Annotated in this window: 13 protein-coding genes; 4 read left to right on the top strand and 9 right to left on the bottom strand. The window is 65.8% G+C overall.

Going from position 1 to position 13,153, the window contains the following annotated elements:
• Nucleotides 1-58: 58 nt before the first annotated feature.
• A complete protein-coding gene (locus ACVOKO_RS10450; protein ID WP_346498851.1) occupies nucleotides 59-649 on the bottom strand; it encodes a malonic semialdehyde reductase in 591 nt (196 codons plus the stop codon).
• 130 nt (nucleotides 650-779) lie between these two features.
• Between ACVOKO_RS10450 and ACVOKO_RS10445 the strand changes: the two genes are divergently transcribed.
• Together ACVOKO_RS10445 and ACVOKO_RS10440 are read left to right on the top strand one after the other, a co-directional pair.
• On the top strand, nucleotides 780-1,751 hold the full coding sequence (locus ACVOKO_RS10445; protein ID WP_346498850.1) for a mitochondrial fission ELM1 family protein: 972 nt from the start codon (nucleotides 780-782) through the stop codon (nucleotides 1,749-1,751).
• Nucleotides 1,752-1,920: 169 nt separating this feature from the next.
• Nucleotides 1,921-2,406: a YajQ family cyclic di-GMP-binding protein gene (locus tag ACVOKO_RS10440; RefSeq protein ID WP_346498849.1), complete on the top strand. Its 486-nt coding sequence runs from the start codon at nucleotides 1,921-1,923 to the stop codon at nucleotides 2,404-2,406.
• Between the two features lie 24 nt (nucleotides 2,407-2,430).
• On the opposite strand, the gene ACVOKO_RS10435 is transcribed toward ACVOKO_RS10440, so the two are convergent.
• The 3 genes from ACVOKO_RS10435 to ACVOKO_RS10425 form a co-directional block, all read right to left on the bottom strand.
• Nucleotides 2,431-3,531, bottom strand: a complete 1,101-nt coding sequence (locus ACVOKO_RS10435) for a helix-turn-helix domain-containing protein (RefSeq protein WP_346498848.1) — start codon at nucleotides 3,529-3,531, stop codon at nucleotides 2,431-2,433.
• A gap of 92 nt (nucleotides 3,532-3,623) precedes the next feature.
• Complete coding sequence (locus tag ACVOKO_RS10430) at nucleotides 3,624-4,748, bottom strand: NAD(P)-dependent alcohol dehydrogenase (RefSeq protein WP_346498847.1); 1,125 nt, start codon at nucleotides 4,746-4,748, stop codon at nucleotides 3,624-3,626.
• Between the two features lie 13 nt (nucleotides 4,749-4,761).
• Nucleotides 4,762-6,225: a benzaldehyde dehydrogenase gene (locus ACVOKO_RS10425; RefSeq protein ID WP_346498846.1), complete on the bottom strand. Its 1,464-nt coding sequence runs from the start codon at nucleotides 6,223-6,225 to the stop codon at nucleotides 4,762-4,764.
• Between the two features lie 221 nt (nucleotides 6,226-6,446).
• Between ACVOKO_RS10425 and ACVOKO_RS10420 the strand changes: the two genes are divergently transcribed.
• Nucleotides 6,447-7,010 carry a DUF1415 domain-containing protein gene (locus ACVOKO_RS10420; protein ID WP_346498845.1) on the top strand — a complete coding sequence of 188 codons (564 nt, stop codon included), beginning with the start codon at nucleotides 6,447-6,449 and terminating at the stop codon, nucleotides 7,008-7,010.
• Nucleotides 7,011-7,305: 295 nt separating this feature from the next.
• On the opposite strand, the gene ACVOKO_RS10415 is transcribed toward ACVOKO_RS10420, so the two are convergent.
• The 5 genes from ACVOKO_RS10415 to ACVOKO_RS10395 form a co-directional block, all read right to left on the bottom strand.
• The gene (locus ACVOKO_RS10415; RefSeq protein WP_346498844.1) at nucleotides 7,306-7,983 is read right to left on the bottom strand and encodes an HAD family hydrolase; all 678 of its coding nucleotides are present in this window, start codon (nucleotides 7,981-7,983) and stop codon (nucleotides 7,306-7,308) included.
• On the bottom strand, nucleotides 7,983-8,690 hold the full coding sequence (locus ACVOKO_RS10410) for a pseudouridine synthase (RefSeq protein ID WP_346498843.1): 708 nt from the start codon (nucleotides 8,688-8,690) through the stop codon (nucleotides 7,983-7,985). Before ACVOKO_RS10410 ends, ACVOKO_RS10415 begins: the two co-directional genes overlap by 1 nt.
• On the bottom strand, nucleotides 8,687-9,745 hold the full coding sequence (locus ACVOKO_RS10405; RefSeq protein WP_346498842.1) for a class I SAM-dependent methyltransferase: 1,059 nt from the start codon (nucleotides 9,743-9,745) through the stop codon (nucleotides 8,687-8,689). Before ACVOKO_RS10405 ends, ACVOKO_RS10410 begins: the two co-directional genes overlap by 4 nt.
• 94 nt (nucleotides 9,746-9,839) lie before the next feature.
• Nucleotides 9,840-10,145, bottom strand: coding sequence for a DUF3247 family protein (locus tag ACVOKO_RS10400; protein WP_346498841.1), 306 nt, complete (start codon nucleotides 10,143-10,145; stop codon nucleotides 9,840-9,842).
• Between the two features lie 52 nt (nucleotides 10,146-10,197).
• Entirely contained in the window at nucleotides 10,198-12,183 is a 1,986-nt protein-coding gene (locus ACVOKO_RS10395) for an ATP-binding response regulator (protein WP_430980758.1), read from the bottom strand.
• 217 nt (nucleotides 12,184-12,400) lie between these two features.
• Between ACVOKO_RS10395 and ACVOKO_RS10390 the strand changes: the two genes are divergently transcribed.
• Nucleotides 12,401-12,970: a DUF3016 domain-containing protein gene (locus tag ACVOKO_RS10390; protein WP_346498839.1), complete on the top strand. Its 570-nt coding sequence runs from the start codon at nucleotides 12,401-12,403 to the stop codon at nucleotides 12,968-12,970.
• Nucleotides 12,971-13,153 lie beyond the last annotated feature (183 nt).

Raw genomic sequence — 13,153 nt, 5'->3', positions numbered from 1 at the left:
GTTTCAACAAGCACGGCGTCAGCCGATGTGACGGACGCCGCGTGGAACGCTTTGGTACTCAGGCAATACGCGCGGCTTCATCGAAGGACAGCCGCGGCAGCCGCGGGAAGATGCCGGACGAGTCGCCATAGCCCAGATTGACGAGGAAATTGGACTTGATGGCGGTGCCGGCAAAAAACGCTTCATCCACCTTGGCCGGGTCGAAGCCCGACATCGGGCCGGCATCCAGTCCCAGCGCACGTGCGGCCAGGATCAGATAGGCGCCCTGCAGGCTGCTGTTGCGGAACGCGGCCTCGTGGCGGCCTTCGCGCGGGCCGTCAAACCAGGCCTTGGCGTCGGCGTGCGGGAACAGGTAAGGCAGCTTTTCGTGGAAATCCAGATCAAACCCAATGATCGCGGTGACCGGTGCCGCCATGGTCTTGGCCAGGTTGCCCTCGGACAGCGCCGGCGCCAGCTTCTGCTTGGCCTCTGCCGATTTGACGAACACGAAGCGCGCCGGACTGGTGTTGGCGGACGTGGGCGCCCACTTCAACAGGTCGTACAGGGCACGCAGCTGGCTGTCCTCGACCGGACGGTCCTGGAACGCATTCTGGGTACGGGCAGTGCGGAACAGCTGGTCAAGCGCGGCATCGTTGAAGATGTCGGACATGGAAACTCCGTGATGAATTGGCTACGGTCGTGACATTGCCCCGGAAAGCCCCGGACAATGACCCCCGATCAGAGGGCTCAGTGTAGAGCCCTCTGGCTGTTGCAACACCCAGCCTTATTGAAACGAATTAATGCCATACGCGAAACGATCGACGCTCCCCTGGACGATCACCGACGGCCGCGCCGGCAACGTGCGCCAGGCCGTGGCGCTGGCGTCTGCGCTGGGCCTGGGCGGCCAGCAGCGCCTGCAGCTGCGGCCGCAGGCGCCGTGGCGCTGGCTGGCGCCGCGCTTGTTGCCGGGCGCAGCGCGGGGCTTTGGCCCACAGTTCGCCCAGTTGGCCGGCAACCCGCCGGAACTGGCGATCGGCTGTGGCCGGCAGGCCGCAGGCGCACTGCGGGTGCTGGGCCAACGCGCCACCCGCACCGTGCAGATCCTCGACCCGCGCATCGCACCGCGCCACTGGGACCTGCTGGTCGTCCCCGAACACGATCGCCTGCGCGCAGGCAATGTGCTCACCCTGCTGGGCAGCCTCAACCCGGTCAGCGATGACTGGCTGGCCTGGGGCCGCGCCGCGTTCTCCAGCTTCGAACAGCTGCCCGGGCCACGCACCGCGCTGCTGGTCGGCGGCCCCACCGATCACGCGCCGTGGCAGGACAGCGAGATCCAACCCCTGTTCCAGCAGCTGGCCGCGCGCATCCGTGCCGAAGGCGGCAGCGTGCTGGCCACCACCTCGCGGCGCACTCCGCGCGCGGCGACGGCCGCCCTGCTGCGTGCCTTCGACGACGTGCCCGGGGTGATCTGGGCCGACGGCGGCGACGGCTCCAATCCCTATGCAGGGCTGCTGGGCTGGGCCGATCGTATTGTCTGCACGCCGGACTCGGTCAACCTGTTGTCGGAGGCCTGCGCCACCCGCGTGCCGGTCAGCGTGCTGCTGGGCGAGCGTGCGCAGGAGCGCATGGCGCACTTCCAGCGCGCCCTGCGTGAGCGCGGGAGGTTGCTGGATGGGCTGGCGGCATTTGATGCTGATCTGAGTCTGGCGGTTGCGCCCCTGCGCGAAACCACCCGGATCGCCGCCGAAGTGAAACTGCGCCTGGGCATGTGAGCGGGCGCGCGGATCGCAGCGGCGCCTGCCCCTTCCAGCCGCGTCTCCCATCTGGAATCCGCGACGCAAAGACAACAGCGGCCCCTGGCTTCAGCACCGTAGCCGCCTGCAGCATGCCCTTGCCGCCAATCGCCTAGAATGGCCGCTGTTTTCTGATTGGAGCAGGCCCATGCCTTCCTTTGACGTCGTATCCGAAGTTGACAAGCACGAGCTGACCAACGCCATCGACCAGGCCAACCGCGAGCTGTCCACGCGCTTCGATTTCAAGGGTGTGGCTGCCAGTTTCGAGCAGGACGGCGAGAAGCTGATCAAGCTCATCGCGCCCACCGATTTCCAGCTCAAGCAGATGGCCGACATCCTCAAGCAGCGCCTGGCTGCACGCAGCATCGATTTCCGCTGCATGGAATTTGGCGACATCGAAACCAACCTGGGTGGCGCGCGCCAGCAGGTGACGGTCAAGCAAGGCATCGAGCAGAAGCTGGCCAAGCAGATCGCCGCCAAGATCAAGGAATCCAAGATCAAGGTCGACACCCAGATCAACGGCGACAAGCTGCGCGTCAACGGCAAGAAGCGTGATGACCTGCAGGAAGTGATGGCGCTGCTGAAGAAGGATGACTTCGAACAGCCGCTGCAGTTCGACAACTTCCGCGATTGATGCAGCCCCGCTGCTGCAGCAGGCTCAACCGGCCTGCTGCAGTTTGCGGTACAGCGTGGTGCGCGAGATGCCCAGTTGCCGCGCCGCCGCGCTGAGGTTGCCAGCATGCGCCGCAACCGCCTGGCGTACCACCTGCGTGCCCTGCGCCCGCAATGAACCCGTCTCCTTGATCACCGCCGGCTTGGCGGTACTGGCACGTGCGCGCACCGGCCCGCGCAGGTATTGCAGCTGCAAGGCACTATCGGCGTGCAGCTGCACCCGATGCACCGGACCGGCCTGCAGCAGGCGGCGGCGCTGGTGCACGCTGGCATCGGCAAACAGGCTGTCCAGGCTGGTCAACGGCAACGCGCCACTGCGCGGCAGGCCGAGGATGCGCCGCGCCACGCTGTTGGCTGCATGCAGCTGGCCGTCTTCGCGCACCGCCAGCACACCCTGCAATGGCGTCCCCAACCAGCGCGCGTCATGTTGCAGCGCCAGCAAGTGGCAGTTGCGCTGCTGCTGGATCAACTGATTTTCGATGGACAGCGCCGCCTGCCGGAAATACCCGCGCAGCAACTCGCTGTCACGTTCGCCGATGCCGGTGATGTCCAGCGCGCCCAGCACTTCACCGTCCACCCCGCGCAACGGCACGCTCAGGCAATAGACGCGGGAAAACTCATCCAGGTAGTGCTCGTTGCCACGCACCAGTACCGCGGCGTCCTCGGCCAGCGCACAGGACGGCGCGGTGGTGCCGATCTCGATCTCGCGTACCCGCCGCCCGATCTGGATAGGCCGCAGGATCGCTTCATCGGCAAGACCATGTTCGCGCTGGGCGATGATCAGGCCCTCGCGGTTGACGCACAGCAAGGTCCAGCGGCGGCCGCCAAAGGCCGCCCATAGATCGTCCATGTCCTGCCGCACGCAACGCGCCAACAGGCGGTCGGATGGATCGTCCAGGCGCAGCCGCCGTTGCCCCAGCGGTGCGTATTGCGGCGCATGCTGCGGGCGGACGCCAGCCTGCCGCGACCGTTCCCAGGAGCGCAGCAGCGCCGGTGCCAGCAACTGCGCGGGCAGGCGCCCGCCTTCGGCAAAACGGTGCCGCGCGGCAGCCAGACGTTGCTGCTGTTGCACGAGCGTGGTGGCCATGGGAATCCTCCAGACAACTGGCCCCAGCCTACACCGCGCCCGCTGACTGGTTCACCATCGCGGGCCGGCATGACCCGCGATGGTTTGTTCCATCAGCCGATCTTGAGAATCGGCTTCAAGGTGATGCCCTTGGTGCTGTCTTCGGCGGCCTGGTTGATCTGCTCCAATGGATAGAACTTGACCAGTTTGTCGAACGGAAAGCGGCCTTGCTGGTACAGCTGTACCAGCTGCGGGATGAACACCTTCGGCACGCTGTCACCTTCGACGATGCCGCGGATGCTGCGCCCGCCCAGCAGCAGGTCGTTGATGTCGAACTCGGCCTTGGTGCCGAGCTTGGGCGCGCCTACCACGCCGATCACACCCAGCCCGGCCAGCGCGGCGATGCCCTGTTCCAGCACTTCCGGACGCCCGGTGGACTCCAACGCGTACTCGACGCCGCCACCGGTGATCCCGCGCACCGCTTCGATCACATCCACCTCGCGGCTGTTGATCACATGGGTGGCGCCCAGTTCGGTGGCCAGCGCCAGGCGCGACGGCACCACGTCGATGGCGATGATGGTGGTGGCACCGGCCACGCGCGCGGCCATCACCGCGCTCAGGCCCACCGCACCTGCGCCATAGGACGCAAAGCTGCTGCCAACGCCGACCTTGAGCGAATTGATCACCGCACCGGCGCCGGTCTGGATGCCGCAGCCCAGCGGCCCGAGCAGTTCGATCGGCGCATCCTTGGGCACCTTGATCGCATTGTTCTCGCGGCTCAACGCATAGGTGGCAAACGAGGACTGGGCGAAGAAATGATCATGCAGCGGCTGGCCGTGCGGGTCCTGGATGGCGGTACTGCCGTCCAGCTCACCGCCACCGAAGTTCAGCCCATAGAAGTCCTTGCAGTACGCACCGTGGCCGCCACTACAGGGATTGCAGTGACCGCAGGCACCGTAGGTGAGCACCACATGGTCGCCCACCCGCAGGTCCTTGACCGCAGGGCCTACCGCCTCGATCACACCGGCACCCTCATGGCCGAGCACCGCCGGCAACGGCACCGGGTAATACTGGTCACGCACGATCAGATCGGTATGGCATAGCCCGGTGGCGACCACCCGCACCAGCACCTCGTCATCCTTGGGCCCGCGGATGCGCGCCTGTTCGATGCTGAAAGGCTTCTCCTTCTCACGCACCACCGCCACGGTGATGTCACGCAGTTCTGCAGATGCACTCATGGGTTTCTCCTGTTCACAGCGGATAGGCGGGGGCTTCGCCCTTGATGGTCAGCCATTGCCATTGGGTGAATTCCTCGATGTTGGCCGGGCCACCAATACTGCTGCCATTGCCCGAGGCACCGACGCCGCCAAAGGGATTGATGACCTCGTCGTTCACGGTCTGGTCGTTGATGTGCAGGATGCCGGTACGCAGCTGTTCGCCCAGTTTCAAGGCACGGCCGACGTTGCTGGAGACGATGGCCATCGACAGGCCGTACTCGCTGTCGTTGGCCAGCGCGGCGGCGTCCGCATCGCTGTCGAACGGCACCACTACCGCCACCGGCGCGAAGATCTCCTCATGGAAGGCCGGGTTGCTCGGGCTCACATCGCTGAGCACGGTCGGCTCGAAGAACAGATCCTGATAGGTGCCGCCGGTTTCCAGCGTTGCGCCGGCAGCCGCGGCCTCGGCGACCACGCGCGCGGCATGGTCACGCTGCTGGGCGTTGATCAACGGGCCCAAGGCGACATCGGCAACGGCCGGGTCACCGACAGTAAGCGATTGCGCCTTGGCGATGAGCTTCTCCAGGAAGCGGTCATAGATGCCGCGCTGGACCAGCACGCGGCCGGTCGCCATGCAGATCTGTCCTTGGTGCAGGTAGACGCCCCAGGTGGTGTTGGCGATGGCCAGGTCGATGTCGGCATCGTCGAGCACGATCAGTGCGTTCTTGCCGCCCAGCTCCAGCGACACCTTCTTCAGATGCCGGCCTGCGGCCTCGCCAACCTTGCGCCCGGCAGCGGTGGAACCGGTGAACTGGATCATGGCGATGTTGGGGTCGCTGGTCAGCGCCGCACCGGCAGCGCCATCACCCGGCAGCACATGCAGCACCCCGGCCGGCAACCCCGCCAGCTCGAACAGGCGGGCAATGACGAAGCCACCGCATACCGCCGTGCGCGGGTCGGGTTTGAGCACCACCGCATTGCCCAGCGCCAACGCCGGCGCAACCGCGCGCATCGCCAGATACAAGGGGAAGTTGAACGGCGAAATCACCCCCACCACGCCCAGCGGGCGGCGGCGTGCAAGATTGAGCCGCCCCGGCACCGACGGCAGCAGCTCGCCCACGCTGCGCGAGGGCAGCGCTGCGGCCTCGTGCAGGGCCTTGGTGCTCACCTTGTTCTCGAAGCCGGCCTTGAGCCGGGTAGAGCCGGACTCGCGCACGATCCATTCGATGATGTCGGCTGCGTATTCATCGGCCAGCTGCGCGGCGCGGCGCAGCACCTGCGCGCGGGTTTCATAGGGCGCGTTGGCCCAGTCGCGCTGCGCTGCTGCCGCGGCGGCGGCCGAGCGTGCGATCTGCGCCGGGTCCGCCAGCCCGATGTTGCCCAGGGTCTTGCCGGTGGCCGGCTCGATCACATCCTGCAGCGTGCTGCCGCGCTGCCATTGACCATCAAATTGCTTGCCCACCCACAACTCCGGGGGAAGAAACGCCTCTTTTGCCATTGCCGTACTCCTTGCGTGGTCGGTGCCGACATTGAATACCTGCACCCGGCAGCTGCCTATTAGCCATCGGCGAGATCAGCACAAGCCGCTGAAACCATGGGGTTTTCAACAATGCGCTGTGTCCAGTTTGTGGACAGTGAACACCCGCGCGATGACAGTCCCGCGGCAGCAGGCCCGGTTGCCCACTACAATCGCCTGCCCTGCCAGCGCGAGCGCCAGCCATGAACGAACACACCGCCACCGATCCCATCGCCGTCACCCGCAACTGGGTGGAAAAGGCGGTGATCGGATTGAACCTGTGCCCGTTTGCGAAGGCGGTCTACGTCAAGCAGCAGGTGCGTTTCGTGCTCAGCGATGCCAGCACGCCGGAGGCGCTGCTGGAGCAGTTGGCGGAAGAGCTGCTGCTGTTGCGCGACACCCCCGCCGAGCAGATCGACACCACGCTGATCATCCACCCGCAGGTGCTGGAGGATTTCCTGGACTACAACGATTTCCTCGAAAACGCCGATGCCGCGGTGGAAGCGCTGGATCTGCAGGGCATCCTGCAGGTGGCCAGCTTCCACCCGCAGTACCAGTTCGCCGGCGCGGCCGTTGACGACGTGAGCAATTACACCAACCGCTCGCCCTACCCCACCCTGCACCTGCTGCGCGAAGACAGCGTGGAGCGCGCAGTAGCCGCGTTCCCGGACCCGGACGTGATTGTCGAACGCAATATCGCCACGCTGGACCAGCTCGGCGTGGAAGGCTGGCACCGCGTGCTCGGCGGTGGTGAAGGCAATACCTGAGAGATGACCGGTAGTGCCGAGCCATGCTCGGCCCGGCTGCACCTGTAGTGCGGAGCCATGCTCGGCCCGGCCGCACCTGTAGTGCCGAGCCATGCTCGGCAGAAGCGTTACCGGTAATGCCTCATGCCGAGCATGGCTCGGCACTACATTGGCTTTGCTGGTAAGGCCTCTGCCGAGCATGGCTCGGCACTACATTGGCATTGCTGGTAATACCTCATGCCGAGCATGGCTCGGCACTACATTGGCATTGCTGGCACGGCCTCTGCCGAGCATGGCTCGGCACTACAGGTGAAGCCTACGCTGCGCCTACCGGTAACCATTGCTGCAGCATTTCGCGCACGTCATGCAGCGAGGCGGTGATGTGGTGACCGTAGCCACGCACTTCTTCGTCCGGTTCCAGCAGGTCGGGAATCTGGATCGTGGTCATGCCGGCGGCCAGTGCCGCGCGCACGCCGGTGGGTGAGTCTTCCAACGCCAGACAATGCGCCGGTGCGATGCCAAGCCCGTGCGCGGCATGCAGGTAGATGTCCGGCGCCGGCTTGGAATGGGCTACATCGCTGCTGGTGGCAACAAACTGGAAGTACGGCAGCAGACCCGCCGCCGCCAGCTTGCGCTGCGCCAGCGGTGAACGCGTGGCGGTGGCGACCGCACGCGGGATGTCGTGCTCGCGCAACAACTCCAGCAACTCGATGATGCCCGGCCGCAGCGGCACCCCGGCATCGACGATGCCGGCATAACGCGCGTAGGAATCGGCCAGCAGCGCATCGGTGCGCTTCAGCCCCAGCACATCGGCAAGCTTCTGCCGGGTGGTGGCATCGGAGGAACCAATCAACGACAACAACAGGCTGCGCGGCAGCACATGGCCCTGCGCCTGCCCAACCTGCTCCAGGCAGCCCATCAGCGCGCGCTCGCTGTCCAGCATCAGGCCGTCCATGTCGAACACCACCGCCTGCGGGCGGGCCAGCAACTCCATCAGGCCTGTTCTCCAAACAGTACGGTCAGATCAGCGGCATCCAACTGCCGCCATTGGCCTTCGCCCAGGTCATCCAGACCCAGGCCGCCAATACGCGAGCGGTGCAGTGCCTGCACGTGGTTGCCCACCGCAGCGAACATGCGCCGCACCTGGTGATAACGCCCTTCATGCAGGGTCAGCCGCGCCGCGCGCGGGCCAAGCACCTCAAGTTCGGCCGGCAACAAGGGCTTGTCGTCCGATTCCAGCAACAGCGTGCCACTGGCGAACTGCACCGCTTCGCGGCCGCTTAGATCTTCCGCCAGCTGCGCTTCGTAAACCTTGTCCAGCTTCGACTTGGGCGACACGATGCGGTGCAGCAGCTGGCCGTCATCGGTCATCAGCAACATGCCCGAGGTATCGCGATCGAGCCGACCAACGCTGGACAGCACCGGGTCGCGGTCGCGGAAGCGATCCGGCAGCAGCTCATAGATCAAGCGGCCATGGTCCTTGGTGGAACAGGTGTAGCCGGCTGGCTTGTGCAGCATCAGGATCAGACCCGGCGGCGGGTCCAGCACCTCGTCATCGATGCGGATGTTGTCGTGCTCGACCTTGTCATCGGCATACAGCACCTCGCCCGCAGCATCCGTGACGCGGCCTTCGCGGAACAGCTGCTGCACCTGCTTGCGGCTACCGTAGCCCAGGTTGGCGATGTGCTTGACCAGCTTCATGCACGGCCCCGGGTGCCGACGATGACCTTGAAGCCATCGCGCTCGGCAGCCACACGCACCTGGCCGAAGCTCTCGGTGAGGATCTGCTCATACGGCAGGTGGCGGTTGGCCACCATGAACAACTGCCCGCCCGGACGCAGCGACTGCGCGGCCATGGCAATGAAGCGGCGGCCGATGTCCGGCCGGTCTTCGCGCGCCGGAGTGTGGAACGGCGGGTTGGACACGATGAAATCGTAGCGGGCATCAATGCCGGTGGTGACGTCATGCCAGCGGAAGTCCAGCTTCGCCTGGGTACCGGTCTCGGCCAGGTTGTGGCGGGCCAAGGCCAGCGCGCGCGCCTCGGCTTCGTACAGATCCAGCGCGGTGACCTTGGGGCAACGCGCCAGCACCTCCGACGACAGATAACCCCAACCGGCACCCAGATCGGCGCCACGGCCAGCCAGATCGGCCGGCAGCTGCTCCACCAGCAGGGCCGAAGCCGGATCGATGCGGTCCCAGGCAAACACGCCGGGGCGGCTCAGGAAGCGCCCGTCGACAATCTTGCGCGGCGCATCCAGCGCGGCCCAGCGCTTGTGCAGCGCCTCGTCATGCTTGCCCTCGGCCGGTACCGACCAATAGGCGCGGCAGTGATTCTTGGTCAGCGTGCCGCCCAGACCGGCCAGCTGCTTCAGGTCGCCTTCGCCGGAGCGCGCGCCTTCATTGTTGGACTGGCAGGCGACGATGATGCCGCCCGGGGCCAGCTTGCTCAGCGCCTGCGCAAACAGCGCACGGGCTTCGTCGCGCTGCCGCGGTGGCAGCACCAGCACCAGCGCGTAGCGCTCGTCTGACTGCTCCAGCGCCTGCTCATCGCGCACTTCCCAGCCGCTGCGCTGCAGGGCATCGGCAAACGGGCGGAAGCTCTGCGCGCAGACCAGCTGGGCACTGTCGGCATGCTCGCGCAGCGGCCAACCGTCCTGCGCGCGCAGGAACAATACCGGCCCCTGCGGCCAGCGCAGGCCAGCCTTGGTGAACGGAAGGAACAGGGTTTCCAACGGAGCGTCGTGCGGAGCAGGCATGCCGGTAATTCGTCTAGCAGGGCCGCCCATTCTACCGGGCCGGCCGCTGCCACCGGCCGCGCGCAGCTGAATGGCCTGCCCGAACCGGGTTGGATCAGGGTTCGGCAGCCGGCAGGTGAAGTACCTGCAGCACGCTGTCCAGCCAGATCACATGCTGCTGGCAGGCCCGCAGCAGGTCTTCCAGGCGCACGGTCGCGTTCACCCCGGGCTGCTCGTTGTGGTCGGCAAAATGCTGCAGTGCCGGCTGCGTGGTGACCGTCCCGGCCACCCGGCTGCCGTCCTTGAGTACCAGCATTACCCGCGCCTGCTCAGGCAACTGGCCGAGCAAGGCCTCCAGCGAAGCGATCAGCGTCGGGTCGGAATAAACATGGGGCGCGTACAAGGGCATGGCAGCGTCCATGGGTGAACGCCGTCACATTACCGTTTTTCCGCGTGAAACCCACGCAAAGAAATCAACGCGGCAGGCGCGCGTCGCGGATGGCCGAAATCAGCTGCGCCACGCTATACGGCTTGGCCACGTGCGCCTGGAAGCCGGAGGAGAACGCGCGGCGGCGGTCGTCAGCCCGCGCCAGCGCGGTCACCGCCACCGCCGGCAGCTCTTCAGCGCCGACGCCCAGGGTCTGCCGCAGGGTATGGATCAGGCCGTAACCATCCATGCCCGGCATGCCGATATCGCTGATCAATACGTCAAACGCGGTATGCCCGCGCAGGTCCAGCAGCTCCAGTGCCTCGGCGGCGGTGCTGGCGGTTACCACCGACGCGCCCTGTTCCTCCAGCAGACGCCGGATGTAACCCAGCATGTCGACCTGGTCTTCCACCGCCAGCACCCGCACGCCCTGCAGGGCATGGGGCACAAGCACCTGTTCGCCGATGCGCCCGCGCTGTACCCGCCGGCGCGGGTGGCTCAGCGCCTTCTGCGGCTGGAACTCCGGCAGCCGCACGCGGAACGTGGCGCCCTGCCCGGGCCCGGCACTGACGGCAGAGACGGTGCCGCCATGCAGCTCGGTCAACTGCTGGACGATGGCAAGGCCGAGCCCCAAGCCGCCATGGCGACGGGTGGTGGTGCTGTCGGCCTGGCTGAAGCGGCTGAACAGGTGCTCCAGAAATTCCGCTGCGATGCCATCACCGTCGTCCTTGATCTGCACCACCAGGTGGCCGCTTTCATGCAGCAGGCTGATTTCGATCCGCCCTTCCACCGGAGTGAACTTGATTGCATTGGACAGCAGATTGCCCAGGATCTGCTGCAGGCGGGTGGCATCACCCAGCACCGGCTGCGGCAGCTCCGGCAACAGCACCTGCAGCGTCTGCGCCTTGCCTTCGATAACCAGCTCCTGCGCGCGCACTGCTTCGCGCACCTGCTCGGCCAGATCCACCACTTCCACTTCCAGCTGCACCTTGCCCAGCAGCATGCTGCTCAGATCGAGCATGTCCGACATCAGGTTTTTCTGGGTCATCGCACTGCTGGCGATTACTTCCATGCCGCGCCGCATCGGGTGATCGGGCTCCATGCGCTGCAGCAGCAGCTCGCTCCAACCCAGCACCGTGGTCAACGGCGTACGCAGCTCGTGCGACAGCGTGGCGAGGAATTCATCCTTCATCCGCGCCATGCCCTCGGCGGTGTTGCGGGCCACGCGTTCGGCGGTGAGCAGGTCCTCACGGGCCATTTCAATCTCGCGCCGCTCGGTGATATCCGGGCTGTTGCCGGCCAGGCCGATGAAGCGCCCATCGGCAGAAAAACGTGGCACCGCATTCATTTCCAACCAACGCCATTGCCCGTCGTGACGGCGCACGCGGGTGCTGGTGTGCAGCTCGGTGCGCCCGCTCAACGCTGCCTGCAACTGGAATCCGAACGATGCCTGTTCGTCCGGATGCAGCAGCCGCCGCCACGGATCCGGGCCGAGGTCCTGATCGGCATGCAGCCCGAAGAACGTAAGAAACGCGGTATTGACGAAACGCAGCTGGCCAATGTCATCCACCACCCACACTGGCATCGGCAGGCCGTCGGCCAGGGCGCTGAAGCGCGCCTCGCTCTCGGCCAGCTCGGTTTCAATACGCTTGCGTGCCGAGATGTCAAAAAGAAACACCGCCACCCGGTGCTTGTCCGGCTCACCGATGCGCACCGCCTCAACCGAATACCAGCGTGCCGGCTCGGACATCTCGCGCTCGAACTGGCTGATGCCGCCATCGCTGAGCACCCGGCCGAAGGCCGCGAACCAGTCCGCGCCCATCGCCGGCACCACATCACTGGCGCGGCGGCCGACGACATCGCTCTGGCCGGTGACCTTCTGGAAACCGGCATTGACCTTGTGGTAGATGAAATCCACCGCGACACCCTCTTCCAGCACCAGCTCGATCACGCACAGGCCGCTGCCCACCGCATTGAACACCTCCCGATAAAGACCGGAGTTTTCCAGATCCTCATCGTCCAGGGACATCATTGACAGGGCGGATTCCAGGTTGGGAGCAGGCATTGTCTGTAGGGAGGGGGGCACGGCAGGAAGGGGCGGGAGTGAGCCACAAGTGTGGGCGAGGGCCGATCCACAGACCGTGATGATGAACCATCGCGCAATCCACTGCAGAATACCGGCTCGGGCGCATTGAAGCCCCTGTTTATCAGTCGCACACTTCAGTCATCAAAGTCCCCAGGAGTACGTCATGAAAACCCTGACCATCACCGGACTTGCCTTGGCCTGCCTGCTGGCCGTTGGCGGCGCCGACGCCAAATCGCGCACGGTGGCTGACCCCGAAGCCCCGCGTGCGCTGAACGTAGAGGGCCCGGTGCAGGTGCAATGGACAGATCCGGCACAGTTCACCGAACTGCGCCACAGCCGCAACCGTTGGGATGCCCAGCGCGGCGACTGGGTGGAAACCCTGGCCGAACACCTGCGCAAGCAGGCCAGCAAAATGCTGCCGGAAGGGCAGAAGCTGGACGTGACCATCACCGACATCAAACGTGCCGGTGACTACGAGCCGTGGCATGGCCCACGCCTGGACGACGTGCGCATCATGCGCGACATCTACCCGCCGCGAATCTCGCTGCAGTTCACCCTGACCGACGCCAACGGCCAGATCATCAGCCAGGGCGAGCGCAAGCTGTCCGATACCGGCTATCTGCTCAACAGCAGCCTGCCCAGCAACACCGACCCGCTGCGCTACGAGAAGCGCATGCTCGACGATTGGCTGCGCCGCGAGCTGCGCAACGACGGCACCACCGCCGGGCTGTAACCGGCCGCAGCAGGAATGAAAAGGGCCGCAACGCGGCCCTTTTTTGCGGCACCTGTAGTGCCGAGCCATGCTCGGCATTGATGCGTCACCTGTAGTGCCGAGCCATGCTCGGCATTGCGCGTTACCTGTAGTGCCGAGCCATGCTCGGCATTGGGCATTGCTGGTAAAGCTTCTGCCGAGCAT

It is taken from the genome of Stenotrophomonas sp. STEN240, assembly GCF_056756175.1.
Note: the sequence above shows the minus strand (reverse complement) of the source record. Positions and strands in the feature narration are given on the sequence as shown.

Coding starts and splice junctions, on each gene's coding strand:
- ACVOKO_RS10400 (WP_346498841.1), bottom strand. CDS start 10,145: ATGGACGCTGCCATGCCCTTGTACGCGCCCCATGTTTATTCCGACCCG.
- ACVOKO_RS10430 (WP_346498847.1), bottom strand. CDS start 4,748: ATGAGTGCATCTGCAGAACTGCGTGACATCACCGTGGCGGTGGTGCGT.
- ACVOKO_RS10395 (WP_430980758.1), bottom strand. CDS start 12,183: ATGATGTCCCTGGACGATGAGGATCTGGAAAACTCCGGTCTTTATCGG.
- ACVOKO_RS10435 (WP_346498848.1), bottom strand. CDS start 3,531: ATGGCCACCACGCTCGTGCAACAGCAGCAACGTCTGGCTGCCGCGCGG.
- ACVOKO_RS10445 (WP_346498850.1), top strand. CDS start 780: ATGCCATACGCGAAACGATCGACGCTCCCCTGGACGATCACCGACGGC.
- ACVOKO_RS10440 (WP_346498849.1), top strand. CDS start 1,921: ATGCCTTCCTTTGACGTCGTATCCGAAGTTGACAAGCACGAGCTGACC.
- ACVOKO_RS10415 (WP_346498844.1), bottom strand. CDS start 7,983: ATGGAGTTGCTGGCCCGCCCGCAGGCGGTGGTGTTCGACATGGACGGC.
- ACVOKO_RS10425 (WP_346498846.1), bottom strand. CDS start 6,225: ATGGCAAAAGAGGCGTTTCTTCCCCCGGAGTTGTGGGTGGGCAAGCAA.
- ACVOKO_RS10450 (WP_346498851.1), bottom strand. CDS start 649: ATGTCCGACATCTTCAACGATGCCGCGCTTGACCAGCTGTTCCGCACT.
- ACVOKO_RS10420 (WP_346498845.1), top strand. CDS start 6,447: ATGAACGAACACACCGCCACCGATCCCATCGCCGTCACCCGCAACTGG.
- ACVOKO_RS10405 (WP_346498842.1), bottom strand. CDS start 9,745: ATGCCTGCTCCGCACGACGCTCCGTTGGAAACCCTGTTCCTTCCGTTC.
- ACVOKO_RS10390 (WP_346498839.1), top strand. CDS start 12,401: ATGAAAACCCTGACCATCACCGGACTTGCCTTGGCCTGCCTGCTGGCC.
- ACVOKO_RS10410 (WP_346498843.1), bottom strand. CDS start 8,690: ATGAAGCTGGTCAAGCACATCGCCAACCTGGGCTACGGTAGCCGCAAG.